This is a genomic window from Proteiniborus ethanoligenes, from assembly GCF_900107485.1.
Classification (GTDB): Bacteria; Bacillota; Clostridia; order Tissierellales; family Proteiniboraceae; genus Proteiniborus; species Proteiniborus ethanoligenes.
Genome location: NZ_FNQE01000015.1, coordinates 47745 through 69528 on the forward strand (window position 1 = coordinate 47745; position 21784 = coordinate 69528).

A 21784-nucleotide genomic window follows, 5' to 3' on the forward strand; every position below is an offset into this window, starting at 1 on the left:
ATAAGTAGGTATGTATAATGAAGTATTCATTACAAAATACTGCTGGAGGTAAATACAATGCTAGAGTATGAGAAAGAATTATGGAATAAAGATTATAGTTATATTGCCTGTATTGATGAAGTTGGAAGAGGCTGCTTAGCAGGAGATGTAGTTGCATGTGCAGTAATATTGCCTAAGAATTTATTGATTGAAGGCGTAAAAGATTCTAAAAAGCTTTCATCAAAGAAGAGAGAGCAGCTTTGTGGAATCATTTATGAAAAAGCTATTGCTATTGGAATAGGTTGTATGGATTCAGAACATATAGATGAATTTAACATAAAAAATAGCACTTTAATGGCTATGAAAAAGGCATTAATGAATTTAAAGGATAAGAAGGGAAATGCAATTGCTCCAGATTATGTTTTAATTGATGCGGAAAGGATAGATATTAATATACCTCAGGAAAGTATAATTAAGGGTGATGAAAAATGTCATGGTATAGCTGCAGCATCAATAGTTGCAAAAGTGTACAGGGACAAAAAATGCGAAGAATGGGCTACTGAATATCCCAAATATGGATTTGAAAAGCACAAGGGATACGGGACAAAAGCCCATATAGAAGCCATAAAAGAATATGGACCCTGTTCAATACATAGAAAGAGCTTCTTAAAAAATATCATTAGTAGTTCAAAGCAAATAAATTTATTTGGTGAGTAATATGAAAATTACAAATTTAAATCTAAATAAAAATATAAATATTGATGATAAGGTTTTGAGAGAAGGAGTAGCTATACAAGCAAAAATCATGGAAGTAAATGGCTCAAACATTATAATTATGCTTGACAATGGAGAGTTACTAGAAGCAAAGACACTATTGGATATGGAAAATCTAAAGAATCAATTAGTAAAGTTTCTTATAAAAAATATTGAGGATGGGAAGGTCTTCTTAACTCCTATCAATAAAGAGGATTTAAATTTAATTAAAGGGGAAGGGTACAGTGATAATAAGGCTGTTGATGTATTTATTGATAAGGTATTAAACACATATAATCTTATCAAGAATGAAGAAAATATTCTCTTAATTAAGACTATTATAGGTAATAAAATGCCCTTAACAAAAGAAAACTTAGATAATTTAATTAAGAATATTGAAAAGCTCAAAAACCTAATAAACATTCAAAAAGATGAAAAAGTCTTTGCAATTAACTTAGACAAAACTCCCTTTGACGAAAGCATAATGAAATTTATTAAAATAAATAATAACACTATAACAGAGAATAATGCTGGAACATATCCCCATTTAGATAATAATCTACTAATTAATGAAAACATAGCTAATATTAAGCAAAATAATTATCAAGGTCAAAGAGAAGTAGTTGATGTAACAAAAGATATTTTCCCAAAGCTAGAAACCATTTTTTCGCAAGATACATCAACACGAAGTCTAATAAATAAAGTTGTAATTTTAACACAATTAGGGGTAGAATTATCTTTGAACAACATTGAAAAACTTAAAAATTTTATAGAGAATGGCGAGGGAATAATTAGGCCCTTATTAAAATTGGCAAGCTTTATAAAAAACAGTGAACAAACAGATGATAGATATACAGATGAAATTAATGATTTTTCTAATAAGCTTGATCTCAAATTTGTAAAGGTAGATGAAAAAAATACAATTAGTAAGGAAAGTATAAAACGTTTTCTCTATGAAACAAAAGAAATATTGGAACGACTAACACCCTATATAAAATCTAAGAAAAGCTTATCAGAAGAACTGAGTATAAGAATAAACAATTTTTTAGATAATCTTGATTTGCAAAGGAAAATCAATTCCTATTATACATTTGTTCACATTCCAATAGAATATGAAGAAGAAAAAGATGAAAATAACTTATTTATTATAAAAAAGAAAAATAAACTCTACACAAATAGCTATAGTATATATATTTCACTAAATACAAAAAACCTTAATAAAGTAGATGTATACTGTAATATTAATGATGAAGAGATAAAAGCAGATTTTATTATAGAAAAAGAATTTAGGAATTTATTTAAGGATGAATTTGATAGATTAAAAGGTAGCTTAAACAAGCTAGGGTATAAAAATGTGAGTATTAATTTAAGAGAAGATTTTGAGAAAGATCTTTTAAACGTATTTTTAGAAAATGATTTGTTTAACTATAATTTAAATATTAGGGTGTGAAGACTTTGGACAAAAAAAAAGATAAGAAAATGGCCGTAGCTTTACAATATGATTCAGACATAAAAGATGCTCCCTTCGTAGTGGCTAAAGGCAAAGGTATAATTGCAGATAATATTATTGAAGAAGGGATTAAAGAAGGAATTAAAATAATTGAAGATAAAAACCTAGTCCATAGCTTAATAAATTTAGAAATTACACAAGAAATACCAGAAGAATTATACGCTGCAGTAGCCCAGATTATTTCTTTTATTTATGGCTTAGACAATGAGAGGGAAAAATATTATGAGTAATATAGAGACTGGAATTTTGGGTGAAAAATTAGCATACAATTATTTATCAAACAATGATTATACTATATTAGAAAAAAATTTCAGAGCTAAAGTAGGAGAAATAGATATTATTGCCAAGAAAAACGAGGTAATTGTTTTTATTGAGGTTAAGACCAGAAATAATAATAATTATGGTCGTCCCTATGAGTCTGTTAACTACAGAAAACAGCATAAGATTGTATGGACAGCACAAAGCTATATCAATCTGAAGAAATTATCAAATTATCAATTTAGGTTTGATATAATTGAAGTTTATCTAAAACCCAATATTAGAATAAATCATATTCAAAATGCTTTTTGGTTATAGTATAATAAGGTTTATATAATATTTTAAGAATATATAAACCTTAAAGAACAGATATATTATGGTTGAAATCAAGGGGAAATCACATGATTTTTTCAAGCTTTTCATCTAAGAAATCATGAATTTTTTCAAAAGTTAGACCAACAACAAACCAAGCAGGGAAATAATCAAACCTTATGTACCCTCTTATTGTGTATGATGTGGAGCTTCTATAATCCCAAGGGCAAGAACCCACTAATTGCTCTAGAACAAAGCCACTAATAAATTCAATGATAAATATGAGTAATGCCCATATAATCCCTCTTAAAAATATATTATACCTCCTTATCTTATTGTGTATAGGTTCTAAAAATACAGCTCCTCCATATATGAAAAACATCCATATACTAGTACTACTTATTAAATTAAGGTTTCCAGATAATAGAGAATGGAAACCAGTCCAAAATACTTCCATAAGCAAGCCTAATAATCCATATACAACATAGCGAGTTAACATAACAATATTATGTTCAACAGATTTTATTTTATTCGTTACGACAAATAATCCTATAAACGTACACGCTACACTAAAGAAAAATCTACATGTGTCACTATCTGACTATTACCCAAGGAATAATTCTATGTAAATTATTTTTTTACAGGATAAGAGACAATAATATATATATGATTCTAATTAATGTTTTAAATAAAGTAAAATCATTATATAATATAACTGTTTATTAAAACCATTTAAACATAGATAATAATTAAACAAACAAAAAGGAGGATTTTTATGAGCAATAAACCAATTGTAACAATAGAAATGGAAAACGGAGAACTAATAAAGATAGAACTATATCCTGAAGTAGCTCCAAATACAGTAAGAAATTTCACATCATTAGTTCAGAGTGGATACTATGATGAACTTACTTTTCATAGGGTAATTCCTGGATTCATGATACAAGGAGGATGCCCTCAAGGAACAGGTATGGGGGGGCCAGGATATTCAATAAAGGGTGAGTTTAAAAATAATGGGTTTGAAAACAACTTAAAACATGATAGAGGCATTATTTCAATGGCCAGATCTATGATGCCAAACTCTGCAGGCTCACAATTCTTTATTATGGTAAAATCAGCACCACATTTAGATGGACAGTATGCTGCATTTGGGAAAGTGACAGAGGGCCTAGAAGTAGTGGATAGAATAGTTAATGTGGATAGAGACTACAATGATAAGCCTTTTGAAGAACAAAAAATGAAAAAAGTAATAGTAGAAACTTTTGGAGTAGAATATGGAGAGGTAGAAAAAATATAACTATATATTTTTAGCTATTTAATAACATTAATCATAAATATTAAAAATGTATGTTTTAAATAGTTTTAGTGAAGTAAAAGGAGTGTGTATATTTGCCACACTCCTTTTTGTATGTTCAATAATATGCAAAAAACAGTTTCAATTGATTAGTTTAAATATGTCAGATTTATTTACACATATTTAAATTTTCAGAAAATTTAGAGGAATAATAAATTTTATATTGAATTATTCATAAATATGAAATAAACTAAAAATTAACGATTATTTTAAAGTGTTTATATATGAATTACAGATAAATAAAAAGGAGAAGGTAGAAATGCTTTCTAAAGTAAAAACATGTGTGCTTCAGGGTTTAAACGGTTCAATTGTAGAAGTAGAAACAGATATCTCTAGAGGATTACCTATGTTTAATATTGTGGGTCTTGCGGACATATCAATAAAAGAGTCTAAAGATAGGGTAAGAACAGCAATAAAGAATAGTGGATATGAATTTCCTTTAAGCAGGATAACTGTCAACTTAGCACCAGCTAATACTAGAAAAGAAGGTTCTCAGCTAGATTTGGCAATTGCTGTAGGTATACTGGCTTCTACAGAAATTATTAAGAATAATATCATTGAGGATACATGTTTTATAGGGGAATTATCTTTAGATGGTAACATAAGTAGAGTTGATGGAGCTCTACCAATAACTATTTCATTAATGGAGCTAGGTATAAAAAAGGTTATAATACCTTTTGACAATAGAGATGAGTGTAAGGTAGTTAATAATATAGATATTATTCCTGTTAAAAGTATTAAAGATTTAGTATCATATTTAAATGAGGAATTAATTATAGATTCATATTCAGCAATTAGCCAAATATTTTATGATGAAGAAGATTATAGTTGTGATGATTTTTCAGATATTAAAGGACAGCAGGCTTTAAAAAGATCTATGGAAGTTGCAGCAGCTGGGCATCATAACGTAATTATACTAGGTCCACCTGGCTCAGGTAAAACCATGGTAGCTAGGAGACTACCATCTATTTTGCCAAAACTAACATTTGAAGAGGCGTTAGAAGTAACTAAGATATATAGTATAGCTGGATTACTTAATAATAAATCTATCATAACCAGTAGACCCTTTCGTTCGCCTCATCATACAGCCTCTGCTATTTCGCTAATAGGAGGAGGAAGAGTACCTAAACCTGGAGAAATATCTTTGTCCCATCACGGAGTTTTATTCCTTGATGAACTGCCGGAATTCTCCAAAAATGTAATTGAGGTTCTTAGACAGCCAATGGAAGATGGAGCTGTAACTATTTCTAGAGTAAATGCTACACTAACTTACCCTACCAGATTCATGTTAATTGCAAGCATGAATCCATGTCCGTGTGGTTATTATGGTGACCCAGTTCACGAATGTAGCTGTAGTCAGAAAAATATCGAAAGATATCTGGGGAAAATAAGTGGACCATTACTTGATAGAATAGATATACATATTGAAGTAACTCCGGTTAACTATAGCGAATTAGATAATCATACAGATAAAATTGAATCCTCAAAGGAAATAAGAGAAAGAGTCAATAAAGCAAGAGATATTCAAGTAAACAGATATAAAGGAGAAAATATTTTTTCTAACTCTCAACTGAGCCCTAAAAATATAAATAAATACTGCAAGTTAGACACCAAAGGTAAAAAATTAATAAAAGAAGCCTTTGAAAGACTCGGATTAAGTGCAAGAGCATATAACAAAGTCTTAAAAGTGGCGAGAACCATTGCGGATTTAGATGGAAAGGAAAATATAGAATCATGTCATTTGGCGGAGGCTATTCAATACAGAAGTTTAGATAGAAAATATTGGTGATACAATTTACTGTTTAAGGGTGATTGTTATGGATAACAGAGAGGTATTAATATGGCTTGCAAGCATAGAGGGAATAAACAATAGAATCATAGAAATCTTAGAAAATAAATTTGAACAAATGTCCTATGTTTGGTATGCAGATGCAAAAGAAATACTAATGCTAAGTGAAATAAATGATAAAATTAAAAACCAGATTATAAAGCATAGAAATAATCTATATTACGAAAGTCTTTTAAAAAAGATATATAGTAGCAATGTAAAGGTAATAACATACTATGATGATGATTATCCAAGCAAGCTTTTGCACATCAATGGGTACCCTAAAGTACTATACTTAAAAGGCAATCTACTCCCAGAAGACCATATTTCTATAGCCATTGTTGGCTCTAGGAAATCTACAGCATATGGAAGATTAGTAGCAGAAAAGATTTCATCTGAGTTAAGTCAGTTAGGAGTTACATTAGTAAGTGGCATGGCCAAAGGCATAGACACTCAAGTTCACCAAAGTGCTTTAAATAATAACACCCGTACTATTGCAGTTTTAGGAAGTGGAGTAGATGTAGTTTATCCAAGTTCTAATAGAGAATTATACTATAAAATCCAAGAAAATGGATGTGTAATTTCAGAATTTCCCTTAGGTACACAGCCTTTTTCATACAACTTTCCTCAGAGGAATAGAATTATTAGCGGGCTTTCCTTAGGAGTAGTAGTAATAGAAGCCACTGAAAAAAGTGGCTCATTAATAACTGCACATCATGCAACTGAACAGGGTAGGGATGTTTTTGCTGTACCAGGAAATATAAACAGCTTATATAGCAGAGGTACAAATCTACTTATTAAAGATGGTGCAAAGCTAGTAATGTCAGTTGAGGACATAATAGATGAAGTTCCTGAGCTGAATGATAAATATTTAAAGACAAATAATAAGAAGGAAAGATTAGATTATTCTCAATTTAGCGATGCAGAAAGAAATGTAATAGAATGCTTAATAGAAAACCCTATACATTGCGATTTAATATCTTATAGAACAGGTATAGGAATTATTGAACTTAATGGCATACTTACAATACTTGAAATGAAAGGAATTATCAGACAGCTACCAGGAAGAGTTTATGCAATTATGTAGAGTAGTTGTACATCTAGCATCATTTTTGATATAATAACAGTCATTATGATATTCGGAGGTGGAAATATTGGCAAAGGATTTAGTTATAGTTGAATCGCCTGCAAAAGCTAAGACAATATCAAAGTTTTTAGGAAAAAATTATGAGGTTAAAGCTTCAGTTGGTCATATTAGAGATTTACCCAAAAGTAAATTGGGAATAGATATAGATAATAATTTTGAGCCACAATATATTACAATAAGAGGTAAGGGACCATTAATAAAGGAATTAAAAAGTGAAGCCAAAAAAGCTAAAAGAATATTTTTAGCTACGGACCCTGATAGAGAAGGAGAAGCTATATCTTGGCATTTATCAAATATTTTAGAATTAGATGAAACACAGAAAAATAGAATAGAATTCCATGAAATAACAAAAAACGCAATACAAAATGCTATAAAAAAACCAAGAGCAATTAACAAATCTTTAGTAGACGCGCAACAAGCTAGAAGAGTATTAGATAGACTTGTAGGTTATAAAATTAGTCCTCTATTATGGAAAAAGGTTAGAAAGGGATTAAGTGCAGGGAGAGTGCAATCAGTAGCTACAAAGCTTATCTGTGACCGTGAAAAAGAAATAGAGAATTTTATCCCAAAAGAATATTGGTCTATAGATGCCATATTAATGAAAAACAAAAGCGAATTTAGGGCTAATTTTTATGGAATAAAAAACGGTGAAGATGACGAGAAAATAGAACTTAATACAAAAGAACAAGTGGATGAAATAATTTCATCCATTAAAGATGAAAAATACATTGTAGAAGAAATAAAAAAGGGAAAGAAAAACAGGAATCCTCATCCTCCCTTTACTACTAGTAGCCTACAACAAGAAGCATCTAGACGTATTGGGTTTTCAACTAAAAAAACTATGATGATTGCACAACAGTTATATGAAGGAGTTGACATAAAGGGAGAAGGAACTGTGGGACTTGTATCATATATAAGAACAGATTCCACAAGAATTTCTGAAGAAGCAACAAATAGTGTTAATGAATTTATAAAAAGTGAATTTGGAGAAAGTTATTTAAAGAGTCCAAACCGTAATAAACCAACTAATAAAAAAGAAGCACAGGATGCACACGAAGCCATTAGACCTACATCAGTACTAAGAACTCCTGCTATGGTTAAGGAGTCTTTAAAAAAGGATCAATATAAACTATATCAGCTTATTTGGGAACGTTTTGTAGCTAGCCAAATGGAATCAGCTTTATATGAAACACTGTCAGTAAAAATTAATGTTAATAATCATATTTTTAGAGCTACAGGTTCAAAAATTGTATTTGATGGATTTTTAAAAATATATAACACTGCAGAAAATGAAAAAGATGTTATATTACCAGATATAAAAGTAGGAGAAGTTCTCGAACTTAGTAGCTTAGACCCTCAACAGCATTTTACTCAGCCGCCTTCAAGATATACAGAAGCTTCTTTGGTTAAGACCTTAGAAGAACTAGGCATTGGAAGACCAAGTACTTATGCACCTACTATAAGCACTATAATAAGCAGAGGATATGTAATTATTGAAAAAAGATCTTTTAAGCCTACTGAGCTAGGAATTATAGTAACAGAATTACTCAAAGAGTATTTTGCAGGCATTGTAAATGAAGAGTTTACTGCTGAAATGGAAGAGCAGCTGGATAAAATTGAAGAAGAAAATATTGATTGGAAGAAAGTAATAGAGTATTTTTATAAAGATTTTTCTAAGGAGTTAGAAATTGCAGAAAAAGAAATAAGTAAAATAGAAATACAAGATGAAGAGACAGATATTAAATGTGATAAATGTGGTAGGAATATGGTAATAAAAATAGGAAGATACGGGAAATTTTTAGCATGTCCAGGATATCCAGAGTGCAAAAACACTAAGCCTATTACAGAGGAAATAGGTGTTAAGTGTCCTGAATGTGGTGGAGAAATCATTGAAAGAAAATCTAAAAGAGGCAGAAAATTTTATGGCTGTAGTAATTATCCTGATTGTACCTTTGTTTCATGGGATAAGCCCTCCCAAGAACGTTGTCCTAAATGTAACAATATATTAGTTGAAAAAAAATCAAGAAAAGGTACTGAAAAAAAATGTTTAAATGATAAATGTGATTATGTCTCAAAAGAAAAAGATGAGTAGAAAAAAATGTTAAAATCATTTTGTTGAAATATTTCGAAAAATATGATAATGTTTTTTTGCTGTGTAAAAAGACAGGGATTAAAAATTTGCACCATTTAGAATATAATCAAATATTAAAAGGAGGATTTTTATGGCAGAAAGCTTGTTACAGAAGACAAGAAGATTAAATAAAATTTTGCAAAACACAGGTTCTAAACCTGTTTCGTTTACTGAATTAAGTAATGTATTATCAGATATTTTAGATGCAAATGTTTATATTGCAAGCAGAAAAGGTAGAGTTTTAGGATTTGCCTTACATGAAGGCTTTGAGTGTAGCATTTTGCATACTGAAGTAGTAGAAGAAAAACGATTCCCAGAAGAATATAATAATGAACTACTGAAAATAACAGAAACAAACGAGAATATTAAAGAGATATCTGAATGCGTATTTGATCAAATCTCAAAATGTGATTATCCTGAAAAAATAGCCACGGTTATACCTTTAATAAGTGGTGGTACAAGATTAGGAACTTTAGTGTTGGCAAGGTTTGGAAGACTGTTCACAGAAGACGATTTAGTACTATCTGAATACAGTGCTACTATTGTTGGGATGGAAATTCTCAGATCAAAAAATGAAGAAATTGAAGAAGAGGCAAGAAAAAAAGCAGTTGTTCAGATGGCTATAGGGACTCTTTCCTACTCAGAATTAGAAGCAATAGAGCATATATTTAATGAATTAGATGGAAGCGAAGGACTCCTAGTTGCGAGTAAAATAGCAGATAGAGTAGGCATAACTAGATCTGTTATTGTAAATGCGTTAAGGAAATTTGAAAGTGCAGGAGTTATTGAGTCTAGATCTTTAGGTATGAAGGGAACGCATATTAAGATTTTAAACGATTACCTTTTAAAAGAATTAAAAAAATTAAAAGAAAGTTGATAGTTTGACTATCGGCTTTTTTATTTTCAGTTATAATAAATTTTACTGATGAAAGTAATACAAAACCATTATTTTCTGGGTCTTATGAACTATATAATAAAAAACGATAAATATTTACAAGATATTGAAGGAAAAGTGAAAATATAATAGAATAAATATATATTGTGTTTAAAAATAGCATAAAAACAAATTTATGTGGTATATGTATTATAATATGCAGTTTTCGTTAGAAAAAGCTTAATTTATGTAAATACATTATCATAAAAGGGTGGTATATTTATGGTAAATAGAATTTTTAGTACAACAGATTTTTTTAAAAAAGCACTCGATGGCTCTGCACTAAGACACAATGCTATATCTAATAATATTGCAAATGTAAATACGCCAGGATATAAAAGGGTTACAGTTGAGTTTGAAGATTTGTTAAAAAATGAATTAGAAAAAAATAGGATTAGGCTTTCAACTACTCATAGCAAACATATTGGAGGATATACAAGTGCTAGTATAGGATCAGTGGTTAAAGAACATAAGAATTATTCAACAAGAAGAGATAAAAATAGCGTTAATATCGATATTGAAGTTGCTGAAAGAGCTAAGAATGAAATTTATTATAATGCTATTAGCAGACAATTATCCAGACAGTTTGAGGCTATTAGTTCGGTAATTAATGAAGGAGGTAGATAAACTTGAAGATGTTTAATTCTATAGACATTAGTGCAACTGGGATGACAGCAGAAAGGACTAGAATGGATATCATATCAAAAAATATTGCTAATGCAAGTACTACGAGAACTAGCAGTGGGACACCATATAGAAGGCAAATGGTTGTTTTTAAAGAAAATGGGACTACACCTTTTTCATATTATTTATCTAAATCTTCAAATGAACTTTTAAAAAACAAAGGCGTGAAAATTAGTGCCATAGTAGAAGATAAAACACCCTTTAAACAAGTATATGAGCCAGGACATCCTGATGCAAATGAAAATGGATACATACAAATGCCAAATGTGGATATTACAACGGAAATGGTAGATATGATTTCTGCAACTAGGGCTTATGAAGCTAATATGAGTGCTATTAACTCAGCTAAAAACATGGCCTTGAAAGCTTTAGAAATAGGACGTTAGTGGGGGGAAGTCATGAGAATAGAGAATTTAAGTAAGCCTTTAGAGATAAAAGGCAGCATCAATAAAAATCAAATGGACAACCTAGATATGAAAACCTCATTTAATGATTTATTAAAAAATGCTTTAAATGAGGTTAATAAATTACAAACAGAAGCAGATGACCACAACAAACTATTGGCTATTGGGCAAGTAGATAACATTCATGATGTTACAATAGCATCAGAGAAAGCAAAAATTGCACTTCAAATGACTCTTGCCATTAGAAATAAAGTAGTTGATGCATATAAAGAGATAATGAGAATGCAAGTTTAATTTTTATGCAGTAAGAAATGAGGTGATAGGGTGGGGGAACTAATACAGCAAATGAGAAGGCAGTTGAACGAGTTTTGGAAAAACCTAGAAAAAGGTAAAAAAATTAAACTTGTTATTGGTATCTTAATTTTATTAATATCTTTAACGTTGATGATATTTTTCTTAACAAGGACTAAGTATGAAGTTCTATTTAGCGGATTAACTTCAAAGGATGCAGCGCTAGTTACAAAAAAGCTTGATGATATGAATGTGAAATGGAAAGATGAATATAATGGAACTACTATACTAGTACCTAAGAATGATAAAAATAGATTAAAAATGGAACTAATTAGAGAAGGCATTCCCAGAGGCAGATATAGCCGAGAAGATGCTTTTAATGATTCAAGTTGGACTATGACTGAATATGACAAAAAGCAAAGAGCAAGTTATGCTCTTGAAAATGATTTAGCCAACGACATAGAAAAAATTGAAGGTATCGAAGAAGCATCTGTTTTTTTAAATTTACCAGAAAACACTAGCTATGTTTTAAATAATAACGAAGAACCTTCTGCTTCCGTATTTATTATTCTGTCAGTAGGAAGGACATTATCTTCAATACAAGTTCAAGGTATACAAGATTATGTAGCTAGTGCCGTAGGCATGAACCCAGATAATGTTTCTGTTATTGACGATACAGGAAGAGTGTTAACCATATCAACTGAAAACAAAGAAAACTTCGATTTAACAGAACAGCTTAATCTTCAACAAGGCTTACAGGAAAGGATTAATAAAAGCATAAGAAGTTTTCTGGAAAGTGTTTTTGGGTATGGAAATGTAGTTGTAAGAGCGGGAGTAAAGATGAATTTTGATAGTGAATTGAGAAGCGAGATAGAATTTAAGCCCCCAATTCAAGACATGGAAGAAGGATTAGTTCGTAGTATGGAAAAAATAGAGGAACACATGGAAAACATGTTTACTGGTGGCGTTCCTGGTGTTGACTCAAATGTTGAAGATGTAACTGATTATGTTCAACAAGAGGGTGAAAGCTCTAGGTATGACAAAGCCAGTGAAACAATAAACTATGAGCTAAATGAAATAAATAAACAAATCAAGAAAGCACCAGGTCAAGTTGAATCTGTAACTGTTGCAATAATTTTAGATAAAAATTCGTTACCAGAAGGGGAATTAACAGATGATTTAAGAGCAGAAATATCTAGCCTTATATATGCTGCTACAGGTCTTGATACGAAACAAGTAGAAATTAGTGCTTTACCATTTATAGAACAAATAGATCAATATGGACCTACAGAAGATATAAGAGCTAAATTCCCAGCTTGGCTTATAGCACTTATAGCTATAGGGGTTATTTCTGTTGCATCAATTATTATTGTAATGTTTAGAAGAAAAGAAAGAGATATAGATATAAATGAAATGATTGAACAAAAAGCAAGTGAAATGTCAGTTATAGAAGATATTGATTTTGACTCGGAAAAATCTAAAGTAAAAGAGCAAATAAATAATTTTGTTGACAAAAAGCCTGAGGCAGTTGCACAATTATTAAGAACTTGGCTGAATGAAGAGTAGAGGTGAAGCTATGTCTAGAAAACAATCTATGAAGGGGAAAGAAAAGGCAGCAATACTGTTAATAACGCTTGGTCCGCAAAAATCTGCAGATATTTTCAAGCATTTGAGCGATGAAGAAATCGAGGAGTTAACCCTTGAAATAGCAAACATGAGAATTGTTTCACCTGAAGAAAAAGAAAATGTTCTGGATAGCTTTTACCAGCTGTGCTTAGCTCAAGAATATATATCTGAAGGTGGCATTAATTATGCTAAGGATGTTCTAGAAAGAGCACTAGGCTCTCAAAAAGCAGTAGAAATAATTAATAGGTTGACTGCATCTCTTCAGGTTAGACCTTTTGAGTTTGTTAGAAAAGCAGATCCTAACCAAATACTTAACTATATACAGAATGAACATCCTCAAACCATTGCTTTAATTCTTGCATATTTAAGATCAAGTCAATCTGCACAGATATTAGCAAAGCTACCTGCGGATAAACAAGCGGAGGTTGCAAGAAGAATAGCAATAATGGACAGAACATCACCTGAGGTAATAAAAGAAATTGAAAGAGTTATAGAAAGTAAATTCTCTACATTGGTTTCTCAAGACTATACTACAGCTGGAGGAATATCTACAATTGTATCTATACTTAATTCTGTTGACAGAGGAACAGAGAAATTTATTATGGAAGAGCTTGAGGTCAAGGATGCGGAGCTATCTGAAGAAATCAGAAAGAGAATGTTTGTATTTGAAGATATTGTTACATTAGATAGTAGATCTATTCAAAGATTTGTTCGTGAAATTGATAATAGCAGGTGGGCTGTTGCACTTAAAGGAGCAAGCGAAGAAGTTAAAGATGTTATCTTCAACAATATGTCTAAACGTTTAGTAGAAATGATTAAGGAAGACATGGAATTTATGGGACCTGTTAGACTTAAAGATATTGAGGAAGCTCAGCAAAATATAGTTAATGTCATTAGAAAACTAGAAGAAGAAGGAGAAATAGTTACACCAAGGGGAGGAGATGAAGTAGTTGTCTAATATTTTTAAGTCCTCTCAAATAAGGATTATTAATACGCCTTCGATAAAGCATCCACAAGGTGATGAACTACAAGTAAATATTAAAGATAAACTAGCTGAAGCAGAAAAAATTGCAGATGACATTATTTCTAAAGCAAAAAATGAAGCAGAAGAAATAATTTTAAACGCAAGAAGAGATAGTGAAAAAGTCCTTGAAGAAACCCATTCTCAAGCGAAAAGCATATATGATGCAGCTAGAGACGAGGGATTTAATCAAGGATATGAAAAGGGCTATATTGAGGGGAAAGAAATATCTGATGCAATGATTGAAGAAGCTAACGAGATTAAAAAAAATTACTTAAAAGAAAGAGAATTAGCTCTTTCAAGTATTGAAAATGATGTTATATATATGGTAATTTCATTATGTGAAAACATAATAAATCAAAAACTTGAAAATGATAAGGAGGCTATACTTCCTATAATATTGAAGGGAATAAATAGTCTTAATGTAAAGGAAAATTTAATCATTAAAGTTTCTAAGGAGGATTATGATATTGTAGAGATGTCTAAACAAAGATTGCTAGCAATGGCAAACTTAATAGAAGATATTGAAATACGAATTGATTCTACACTATCAAGAGGAGACTGTATAATAGAAGGTTCAAAAGGGAACGTGGATTCAAGTGTAAATTTGCAAATAGAAGAAATGAGAAAAGTTTTAATTACTTTATTAAATAGCGAGTGATAAATATGCACAGTATAAGCATTCAAAAATACATAGATTTAATAGATACGGCTGAATTTATAAAGTATAATGGTGAAATTACAAAAGTAACTGGTTTAACAATTGAATCTAAAGGACCACAGTCTAATATTGGAGAAGTATGCCATATAATTCCTTTCAACTCAGATGAGCCTATAATGGCAGAAGTTGTAGGCTTTAAAGAAGATAAGATTTTACTAATGCCTTTTGGCAACATGGAGGGAATCGGACCGGGAAGCAAAGTAATTGCAAGTGGACACTCTTTACAAGTAAATGTAGGAGAAGAGCTAATCGGAAGAATTCTTGATGGATTAGGGAATCCTATGGATGGCAAAGGTCCTATATTCACAATAAAGCAGTATCCTGTTTCTAATATGCCTCCTAATCCACTTGAAAGAAAAAGAATAACTGAAATCATGCCTTTGGGGATAAAATCTATAGATGGGCTTTTAACATGTGGTACTGGACAAAGAATGGGAATATTTGCTGGTAGTGGAGTAGGAAAAAGTACTTTGATGGGTATGATAGCAAGAAATGCTAAGTCAGACATAAATGTTATAGGTCTTATAGGTGAAAGGGGTAGGGAAGTAAGAGAATTTATTGAAAACGACTTACAAGAGGAAGGATTAAAAAACTCTGTTGTTGTTGTAGCTACCTCAGATCAGCCAGCTTTAGTTAGGATGAAAGGTGCACTTTTAACTACAGCAATTGCTGAATATTTCAGAGATAAGGGAAAAAATGTAATGATGCTTATGGATTCTCTAACTAGATTTGCTATGGCTCAAAGAGAAATAGGGCTAGCCATAGGAGAGCCACCTGTAACACGTGGGTTTACTCCATCTGTGTTCTCAGTACTGCCCAAACTGCTAGAAAGAGCCGGAACATCATCTACAGGAAGTATTACTGGACTTTATACTGTCCTTGTTGATGGAGATGATTTGAATGAACCAATAACAGATACGGTTAGAGGTATACTTGATGGGCATATTGTTTTAGACAGAAAACTGGCTAATCAAAACCATTACCCTGCAATAGATGTACTGCAAAGCATAAGCAGAGTAATGCCTAATATTTGTTCCAAGGAACATATTTCTATTTCTAATGAAATAAAAGACATATTAGCTACATATAGGGAGTCAGAGGATTTAATTAATATTGGAGCATATAAAATAGGTACAAATTCCAAAATTGATAGAGCGATAAGAATTATTGGGCATATAAATGATTATTTAAAGCAAGAGATGATGAGTAGTTATTCTTTTGATGAAACGATTAAAATGCTAGAGAATATTTTAGCGATATCTAATGCTAATTAGCAGTAAGGGAGTTGATACTTTGGAGAAATTTAATTTTAGGTTAAACAAAGTATTAGAATATAGAGAAAGCATAGAAAATATAAACAAATCCGAATATGGAAAAGCAAAGAAAAAACTTGATGATGAAACTGAAATTCTTGAAGAAATAATTTCTTATAAAGATAGCATCAATCTTGAAAGAGATAAGCTAGCTTCAAAGACTACAATTAGAAATTTTAAAAACTATGATTTATACTTAAAAAGCATTAAAGAAAAATTAATAGAACAATCAAATATTGTTGAAGCTGCTCAAACTAATGCAGAAGTAGCTAGAAATAAACTTATTAATTCTTCTGTAGACAAAAAGATACTAGAAAACTTAAGAAAAAGAGATTTTGATAATTATTTATATCAAGTAAAAAAACAGGAAGAAAAGATTATAGATCAGATTGTTAGCTACAAAAGTAGTGTAAAATAGTGAGGGACAATTATGCCTAAAGAAAAAAAAAGCAATAATATTATAAAAATTATTTTAATATTTGCTGCCGTATTTATTTTAATACCTACAATGGTATTTACATTAATATATTTCACGAATAATAATTTTAGAAAATCAGCTAATGAGTTTTTGAGAGGTACACCTGGAGTTGTAGGAGAGTATTTTAGCAAATATCCTACTGAAAGTGAAAAGGCAGATAAGGAGCTTTTTCTTGCAAATTATTATCTTTCAATAAGCAAGGAAAGTGCAGCTGATAAACTATATATAATAAAAAAATCTGAAGAAGAATTATACGATAAGGTCATAAAAAAGATGAATCAAACCTCATCAAGCAAAACAAATGAAGTTATTAAGCTAGTTAGAAGTATTGAGCTTAGGAAAGATTTACTGTTCACTTTATATGAAGAAATAAAGGAAGAACAAGAAAAAGCATTGAGCGAAGAAATTAAAAAATTAGAAAACTTAGGTCTAAACTTAGCAATAAAAGAAACAGAATTATTAGTTGATAGAAGTATAAGCGGAGAAGAATTAGGTAAAATTTTTTACAGTATGAAAGTTAATAGGGCAGTTGAAATCCTTTATTATGTAAGGCAAGACGTTAAGGATAGGATAATATCAAATATTGAAACAAAAAAAAGAAAAGAATTAGACACACTTTTACTTCAAAAACAAAATAAAGATGATGAATTAAGAAGAAATTCTTTAGTATATGAGGTAATGGATATTGAGAAGGCTTTTACTGAAATAGGTGATAGCAAAAAATACAAGGTAGATGAATTATCTAAAATATATATGGGTCTTAGTATTCAAAAAGCATCTGAGATTTTGATTAACTCGGAAGAAGAATTTATTAACAGTCTTATTTCTAAAATTGAAGAGCTAGAAGAATTAACTGGAGAAGAAGAGTCAAGAGCAGTTAAAATTATGGAAACTATGAATTTTCATAAACAGTATAGCAATAAGATTTCAGAATTGGTTGCTTTGTATGAGAAAATGGATGCGGAGGATATTGTAAAAATAGTTGAAGAAATGATGAAAAATAATAACAGTGTAACAGTTTTTGAAATAGATGAAAACCCAATATATGACATTTCAGATTCATCTATAATTTTGGATGTAATGAAGAAAATGAAAAAACAAAAGATGTCTCAAATATTAAGCATAATGGATTCGAAAAAAGCAGCTGAAATCACCAGAAGATTAGCTGTTTATTAAAAACGCTAAATGGAAAGGGGGTGAGAAATTGATAAAGAACGATTTACTGCAGTTCATCTCCAGCAACAATATTAGAAATGGACTGAGCAACAAAGCAAAAAAGGGTGGAGGGGAAAAACAAGGCTCTTTTGAGGATGTTTTAAATGCTAAGAATAAGCTATCTAGCCATGAAAACCCATACAAAAAAGAGAGTACTAAATTTGCTTTTGGGAATAACAAAGCACTTGATGCAAGGGAACCATCTAGAAAAGATAACTCAACTTTAGAACAAAATAGTAAGAATAAGGATGCCTCTTGTAGTCAAACTGAATCTAATAAAAAAGTAGAAGAAAGCAAACCTATAGCAAATGAAAATAAAGATAGTGAACAAAACACAGCAAAAGAAGATATAAATATAGATAATTTATATGGTGGTTTAGCTTCTACGTTGATAGGCTCAGAATCAAAAGATAATAATACGGTACAAGTGGATTCAGATCTTAAGCCTAATGTTCAGAACGACACCAATGGATTAATATTAGATTTAGACTTTAATGAAGATAGCTTAAAAGCAGTTGATATTATTTCAATCAGTGGAGAAAATACTATACTTACAGATGAAAATGAATTAAGCAATGATTTTGGATTAAATCTTGAAAAAGAGCTAAAACAACCTTCAAATTCTAACAATCAAAAATCCATGTATTTGGAGAGTGAAGCTGAAGAAAATGAGAAAGGTATTGTTGTAGAATTGACAAATAGTTTAAAGGCTGAAGGACAAGAAATAATTACAAAAGATCCAATTAACGAGCAGGACACTAAGCCATTGTTGAAATCCTTCTTTGAAGAAGATGTTGAAAATATACATAAGGATAATAAGGAAAAAATAATAGGAGATAAAAACCATATACTATCAGATGAAGAAACAATCATACAAAACAATGACCTTAAACAAAATAGCATCCTAGCTAACTATAATGACAATAACCAAAGCAGTATGGAGCAAAGCATAGAAAATACCTTTGAGGCTTTGATTACAAAGGAAAAGCCCGTTATTCTTGATAAGGAAAGTATATTTGAACAAATAGTAGAAAAAGCAAAAATAGATATTGGCAAAACAGATGAAATAAAAATCAAACTAAAGCCTGACTTCTTAGGAGAAATATCCTTGAAAATAAGCAATGAAAAAGGAATTGTTACAGTTAAGGCTTATGTAGAAAACTATAATGTTAAGCAGCTAATAGAATCTAATCTAGATAACTTAAGAGATAATATGAAGGAACTAGGATTAAATTTTGAAGCTCTAGATGTTTCTGTAGGAAAAGATTCAGGCTTCCAAAAAAACGACTCACAATCCTGGAAGCGAGAACAAAGGATTAAAGTTAGAAAGACCAAACTAGAGAGCATATCAATGTTTTCTAATTACGAAGAAGAAATTGGAGCTTTAGCAGGAGGTCTTTATTCAATCAATGGTAACCTTGATTTAATCGTGTAGGTGGTGAAAATATGAATACAAATAGAGTAGAAGAACCTAAACTTTGGTACAAATTTGGAGAGAAAAAAGAAGAGGATCAAGCTAATAAATCTAATGGAATGCTAGGGAAGGATGCCTTTTTAAAGCTACTGATAACTCAGCTCAGAAATCAAGACCCCCTTAGCCCTATGGAAGATAAAGAATTCATAGCACAAATGGCTCAGTTTAGTACATTAGAACAGATGCAAGAGCTTAATAAAAATCTCCAAGCTAGTCAAACTGAAATGCTAGATGTTTTAGATAAGCTAAATGAAAATCAAGTTTTAGGAAGTGTACAAATCATTAAAGAGCTAATGAATATTAGAAAAGCTATAGAGGCTTATACTGGTGAGCCAATAGACAAACCAGAAGAAGCGCCAGGAGCTGATGAAGTTGAATAAGGTAGATATCCAAAGTATTAGTCAAAAGATTTTGCAAAATAGTACACTTAGACAAGACAAACCAATTAGTCAAGCTACACCTAAAACCAATTTTGCTGAAATTCTTAATCGAGTAGAGCAAAGTCAAAGTCTAAAGTTTTCAAAGCATGCAGTTGAAAGGATGAAGGTAAGAGATATTAGGCTTGATAATATGGAAATGACGAAAATAGAAGAAGCAATTGATAAAGCATCTAAAAAAGGTGTTAAAGAAGCCTTAATATTAATGGAAGATAAGGCCTTTATTGCTAGCATTAAAAACAAAACTATAGTAACTACTGTCAGCAAAGAACAGCTAAAAGATAATATATTCACTAATATAGATGGGGCAATTATAATATAACTGGACCTTTTACAAGGAAGTTATATATGTCTGATTGATAGAGGACATATGGCCCTAAAAGGAGGATAACAAACTATGATGAGATCAATGTACTCTGGAGTTTCAGGACTCAGAGTTCATCAAACTAAGATGGATGTCATTGGTAACAATATAGCCAATGTAAACACAGTAGGCTTTAAAAGAGGACAAGTTTCCTTTAAAGAAGTATTTAGTCAAGTAGTTAGAGGTGCTTCAGCACCACAGGGAGGAAAGGGTGGAACCAATCCTCAGCAAATAGGCTTAGGAGTTAGCTTTGGCTCAATAAGCACTATTCATACAACGGGAGCAGTTCAGAGAACAGACAATCCTACAGATTTGATGGTAGATGGTGAAGGATTTTTTATAGTAACAGATGATGCAAATTTTGAAAATAGATTCTATACAAGAGCAGGTAATTTTGAATTAGATAGAGCAGGTAATTTAGTGACACCAGATGGATTCAAAGTATTAGGCTACAAATTTGATGAAAATGGGAACTGGACAAGTGAAATAGGTCCAATTGTTATCAACAAAACAGAAACAGTACCACCCACTACAACTAAAAATGTTGAGATGAGAGGAAATTTAGATTCGAGGATGAATCATCCTTATAAAATTGTGGAAGTTACAGATAACACCGCAACACCACCTACAAATAAATATAAATTAGTATTAAATCAAGATGGTTTTCATAAGACTGACACAATAATTAGAGACAGTCTAGGTAATGGATATAAGGTTGAGTTTGAAATATTTAAAGAATTTAAAGACTCAGAAACCAAATTTGACCCTGATACTGGTTGGGCAGAAGAGTATGACGCTACTACTGAATATGATAGTAGAGAAGACGCTGAAAAAGCACTATTAGAAGGTATTCCTACTGGAGCTTGGAAAACACGTATAGTTTCTGTTAAGCCTTTAGATGGTAAATCTGAGATTGTACCTAACAACACAGATTTGTTCCACAATATGGAATTTAGTACAGAGGGAAAACTGGTGGGAGGGAACAGATTTATTTTAGAAATATCTAGAATAGGTGTAGGTTTTGGCAAACCGGACAGCAATGGAGTATATGATGGAAAAATAGAATTTGACCTATCTAAACTCAAACAATATGCTAACGAAGCAGATGCTAAGCCACATGCATTAAATGGTAACGCAGCGGGTAATTTAGATGGTTTTGCAATAGACGCAACAGGAACTGTTATTGCTAGCTTTACTAATGGTGACAAAAAAGCCTTAGGACAAATATTATTAGCTAAATTTGATAACCCAGGGGGATTGCAAAAAATAGGCAACAATTTCTTTATAGACACTAGGAACTCTGGAGAGCCTCAGGTTGGGAGAGCAGGCTCAAGTGGTTTTGGAGAAATTGCACCAGGCTCTCTTGAAATGTCAAACGTGGACCTGTCATTAGAATTTACTGAGATGATAACTACACAAAGAGGCTTCCAAGCGAACTCAAGAGTTATTACTACATCAGATGAAATGCTACAAGAGCTAGTGAATATGAAAAGATAGTTAATTATGTGACCTAGGCAGCATAGCTGCCTAGGTACAAATGAAAAAGGGTG

The 21784-nt window shown here is 31.1% G+C and carries 23 protein-coding genes; 22 read left to right on the forward strand and 1 reads right to left on the reverse strand.

The window, feature by feature from the left end; all coding sequences use genetic code 11:
• Positions 1-57: 57 nt before the first annotated feature.
• Genes BLV37_RS07565 through BLV37_RS07580 form a run of 4 tightly spaced genes read left to right on the forward strand, consistent with a single transcriptional unit; the run spans position 58 to position 2818 of the window.
• Positions 58-696: a ribonuclease HII gene (locus BLV37_RS07565; protein WP_091729527.1), complete on the forward strand. Its 639-nt coding sequence runs from the start codon at positions 58-60 to the stop codon at positions 694-696.
• A 1-nt stretch (position 697) separates the two neighbouring features.
• Entirely contained in the window at positions 698-2182 is a 1485-nt protein-coding gene (locus BLV37_RS07570; RefSeq protein WP_091729530.1) for a flagellar hook-length control protein FliK, read from the forward strand.
• 5 nt (positions 2183-2187) lie between these two features.
• Entirely contained in the window at positions 2188-2472 is a 285-nt protein-coding gene (locus tag BLV37_RS07575) for an EscU/YscU/HrcU family type III secretion system export apparatus switch protein (RefSeq protein WP_208975225.1), read from the forward strand.
• The gene (locus tag BLV37_RS07580) at positions 2465-2818 is read left to right on the forward strand and encodes a YraN family protein (RefSeq protein WP_091729533.1); all 354 of its coding nucleotides are present in this window, start codon (positions 2465-2467) and stop codon (positions 2816-2818) included. The genes BLV37_RS07575 and BLV37_RS07580 overlap by 8 nt, the downstream gene beginning before the upstream one ends.
• Positions 2819-2897: 79 nt before the next feature.
• On the opposite strand, the gene BLV37_RS07585 is transcribed toward BLV37_RS07580, so the two are convergent.
• Positions 2898-3311: a putative ABC transporter permease gene (locus BLV37_RS07585; protein WP_091729535.1), complete on the reverse strand. Its 414-nt coding sequence runs from the start codon at positions 3309-3311 to the stop codon at positions 2898-2900.
• Positions 3312-3587: 276 nt separating this feature from the next.
• On the opposite strand from BLV37_RS07585, the gene BLV37_RS07590 reads away from it, so the two are divergent.
• From BLV37_RS07590 to BLV37_RS07675, 18 genes are all read left to right on the forward strand, one after another.
• Positions 3588-4109, forward strand: coding sequence for a peptidylprolyl isomerase (locus tag BLV37_RS07590; protein WP_091729537.1), 522 nt, complete (start codon positions 3588-3590; stop codon positions 4107-4109).
• Between the two features lie 271 nt (positions 4110-4380).
• Entirely contained in the window at positions 4381-5955 is a 1575-nt protein-coding gene (locus tag BLV37_RS07595; RefSeq protein WP_280140122.1) for a YifB family Mg chelatase-like AAA ATPase, read from the forward strand.
• 28 nt (positions 5956-5983) lie between these two features.
• On the forward strand, positions 5984-7081 hold the full coding sequence (gene dprA, locus BLV37_RS07600) for a DNA-processing protein DprA (protein WP_091729542.1): 1098 nt from the start codon (positions 5984-5986) through the stop codon (positions 7079-7081).
• 67 nt (positions 7082-7148) lie between these two features.
• Positions 7149-9233 (forward strand): type I DNA topoisomerase, encoded by a 2085-nt coding sequence (gene topA, locus BLV37_RS07605; RefSeq protein WP_091729543.1) that lies wholly within the window; start codon positions 7149-7151, stop codon positions 9231-9233.
• Between the two features lie 130 nt (positions 9234-9363).
• Complete coding sequence (gene codY / locus BLV37_RS07610; RefSeq protein ID WP_091729547.1) at positions 9364-10149, forward strand: GTP-sensing pleiotropic transcriptional regulator CodY; 786 nt, start codon at positions 9364-9366, stop codon at positions 10147-10149.
• A 279-nt stretch (positions 10150-10428) separates the two neighbouring features.
• Positions 10429-10833 carry a flagellar basal body rod protein FlgB gene (flgB, locus tag BLV37_RS07615; protein ID WP_091729550.1) on the forward strand — a complete coding sequence of 135 codons (405 nt, stop codon included), beginning with the start codon at positions 10429-10431 and terminating at the stop codon, positions 10831-10833.
• A gap of 8 nt (positions 10834-10841) precedes the next feature.
• Positions 10842-11276: a flagellar basal body rod protein FlgC gene (gene flgC / locus BLV37_RS07620; RefSeq protein WP_425287120.1), complete on the forward strand. Its 435-nt coding sequence runs from the start codon at positions 10842-10844 to the stop codon at positions 11274-11276.
• Positions 11277-11288: 12 nt separating this feature from the next.
• The gene (gene fliE / locus BLV37_RS07625; RefSeq protein ID WP_091729555.1) at positions 11289-11588 is read left to right on the forward strand and encodes a flagellar hook-basal body complex protein FliE; all 300 of its coding nucleotides are present in this window, start codon (positions 11289-11291) and stop codon (positions 11586-11588) included.
• Between the two features lie 30 nt (positions 11589-11618).
• A complete protein-coding gene (gene fliF / locus BLV37_RS07630) occupies positions 11619-13151 on the forward strand; it encodes a flagellar basal-body MS-ring/collar protein FliF (protein WP_091729557.1) in 1533 nt (510 codons plus the stop codon).
• Between the two features lie 10 nt (positions 13152-13161).
• On the forward strand, positions 13162-14169 hold the full coding sequence (fliG, locus tag BLV37_RS07635) for a flagellar motor switch protein FliG (RefSeq protein ID WP_091729560.1): 1008 nt from the start codon (positions 13162-13164) through the stop codon (positions 14167-14169).
• Positions 14162-14893 carry a FliH/SctL family protein gene (locus BLV37_RS07640; protein ID WP_091729562.1) on the forward strand — a complete coding sequence of 244 codons (732 nt, stop codon included), beginning with the start codon at positions 14162-14164 and terminating at the stop codon, positions 14891-14893. The genes fliG and BLV37_RS07640 overlap by 8 nt, the downstream gene beginning before the upstream one ends.
• A 5-nt stretch (positions 14894-14898) precedes the next feature.
• The gene (gene fliI, locus BLV37_RS07645; protein WP_091729565.1) at positions 14899-16227 is read left to right on the forward strand and encodes a flagellar protein export ATPase FliI; all 1329 of its coding nucleotides are present in this window, start codon (positions 14899-14901) and stop codon (positions 16225-16227) included.
• Between the two features lie 19 nt (positions 16228-16246).
• Positions 16247-16684 (forward strand): flagellar export protein FliJ, encoded by a 438-nt coding sequence (gene fliJ, locus BLV37_RS07650; protein WP_176967918.1) that lies wholly within the window; start codon positions 16247-16249, stop codon positions 16682-16684.
• A 12-nt stretch (positions 16685-16696) separates the two neighbouring features.
• Positions 16697-17920 (forward strand): MotE family protein, encoded by a 1224-nt coding sequence (locus tag BLV37_RS07655; protein WP_091729570.1) that lies wholly within the window; start codon positions 16697-16699, stop codon positions 17918-17920.
• Positions 17921-17948: 28 nt separating this feature from the next.
• On the forward strand, positions 17949-19394 hold the full coding sequence (locus BLV37_RS07660) for a flagellar hook-length control protein FliK (RefSeq protein ID WP_091729573.1): 1446 nt from the start codon (positions 17949-17951) through the stop codon (positions 19392-19394).
• 11 nt (positions 19395-19405) lie between these two features.
• The gene (locus tag BLV37_RS15560; RefSeq protein WP_091729576.1) at positions 19406-19813 is read left to right on the forward strand and encodes a flagellar hook assembly protein FlgD; all 408 of its coding nucleotides are present in this window, start codon (positions 19406-19408) and stop codon (positions 19811-19813) included.
• Positions 19806-20192 (forward strand): TIGR02530 family flagellar biosynthesis protein, encoded by a 387-nt coding sequence (locus BLV37_RS07670; RefSeq protein WP_208975226.1) that lies wholly within the window; start codon positions 19806-19808, stop codon positions 20190-20192. The genes BLV37_RS15560 and BLV37_RS07670 overlap by 8 nt, the downstream gene beginning before the upstream one ends.
• A gap of 75 nt (positions 20193-20267) precedes the next feature.
• Complete coding sequence (locus BLV37_RS07675; RefSeq protein WP_091729581.1) at positions 20268-21731, forward strand: flagellar hook protein FlgE; 1464 nt, start codon at positions 20268-20270, stop codon at positions 21729-21731.
• Positions 21732-21784 lie beyond the last annotated feature (53 nt).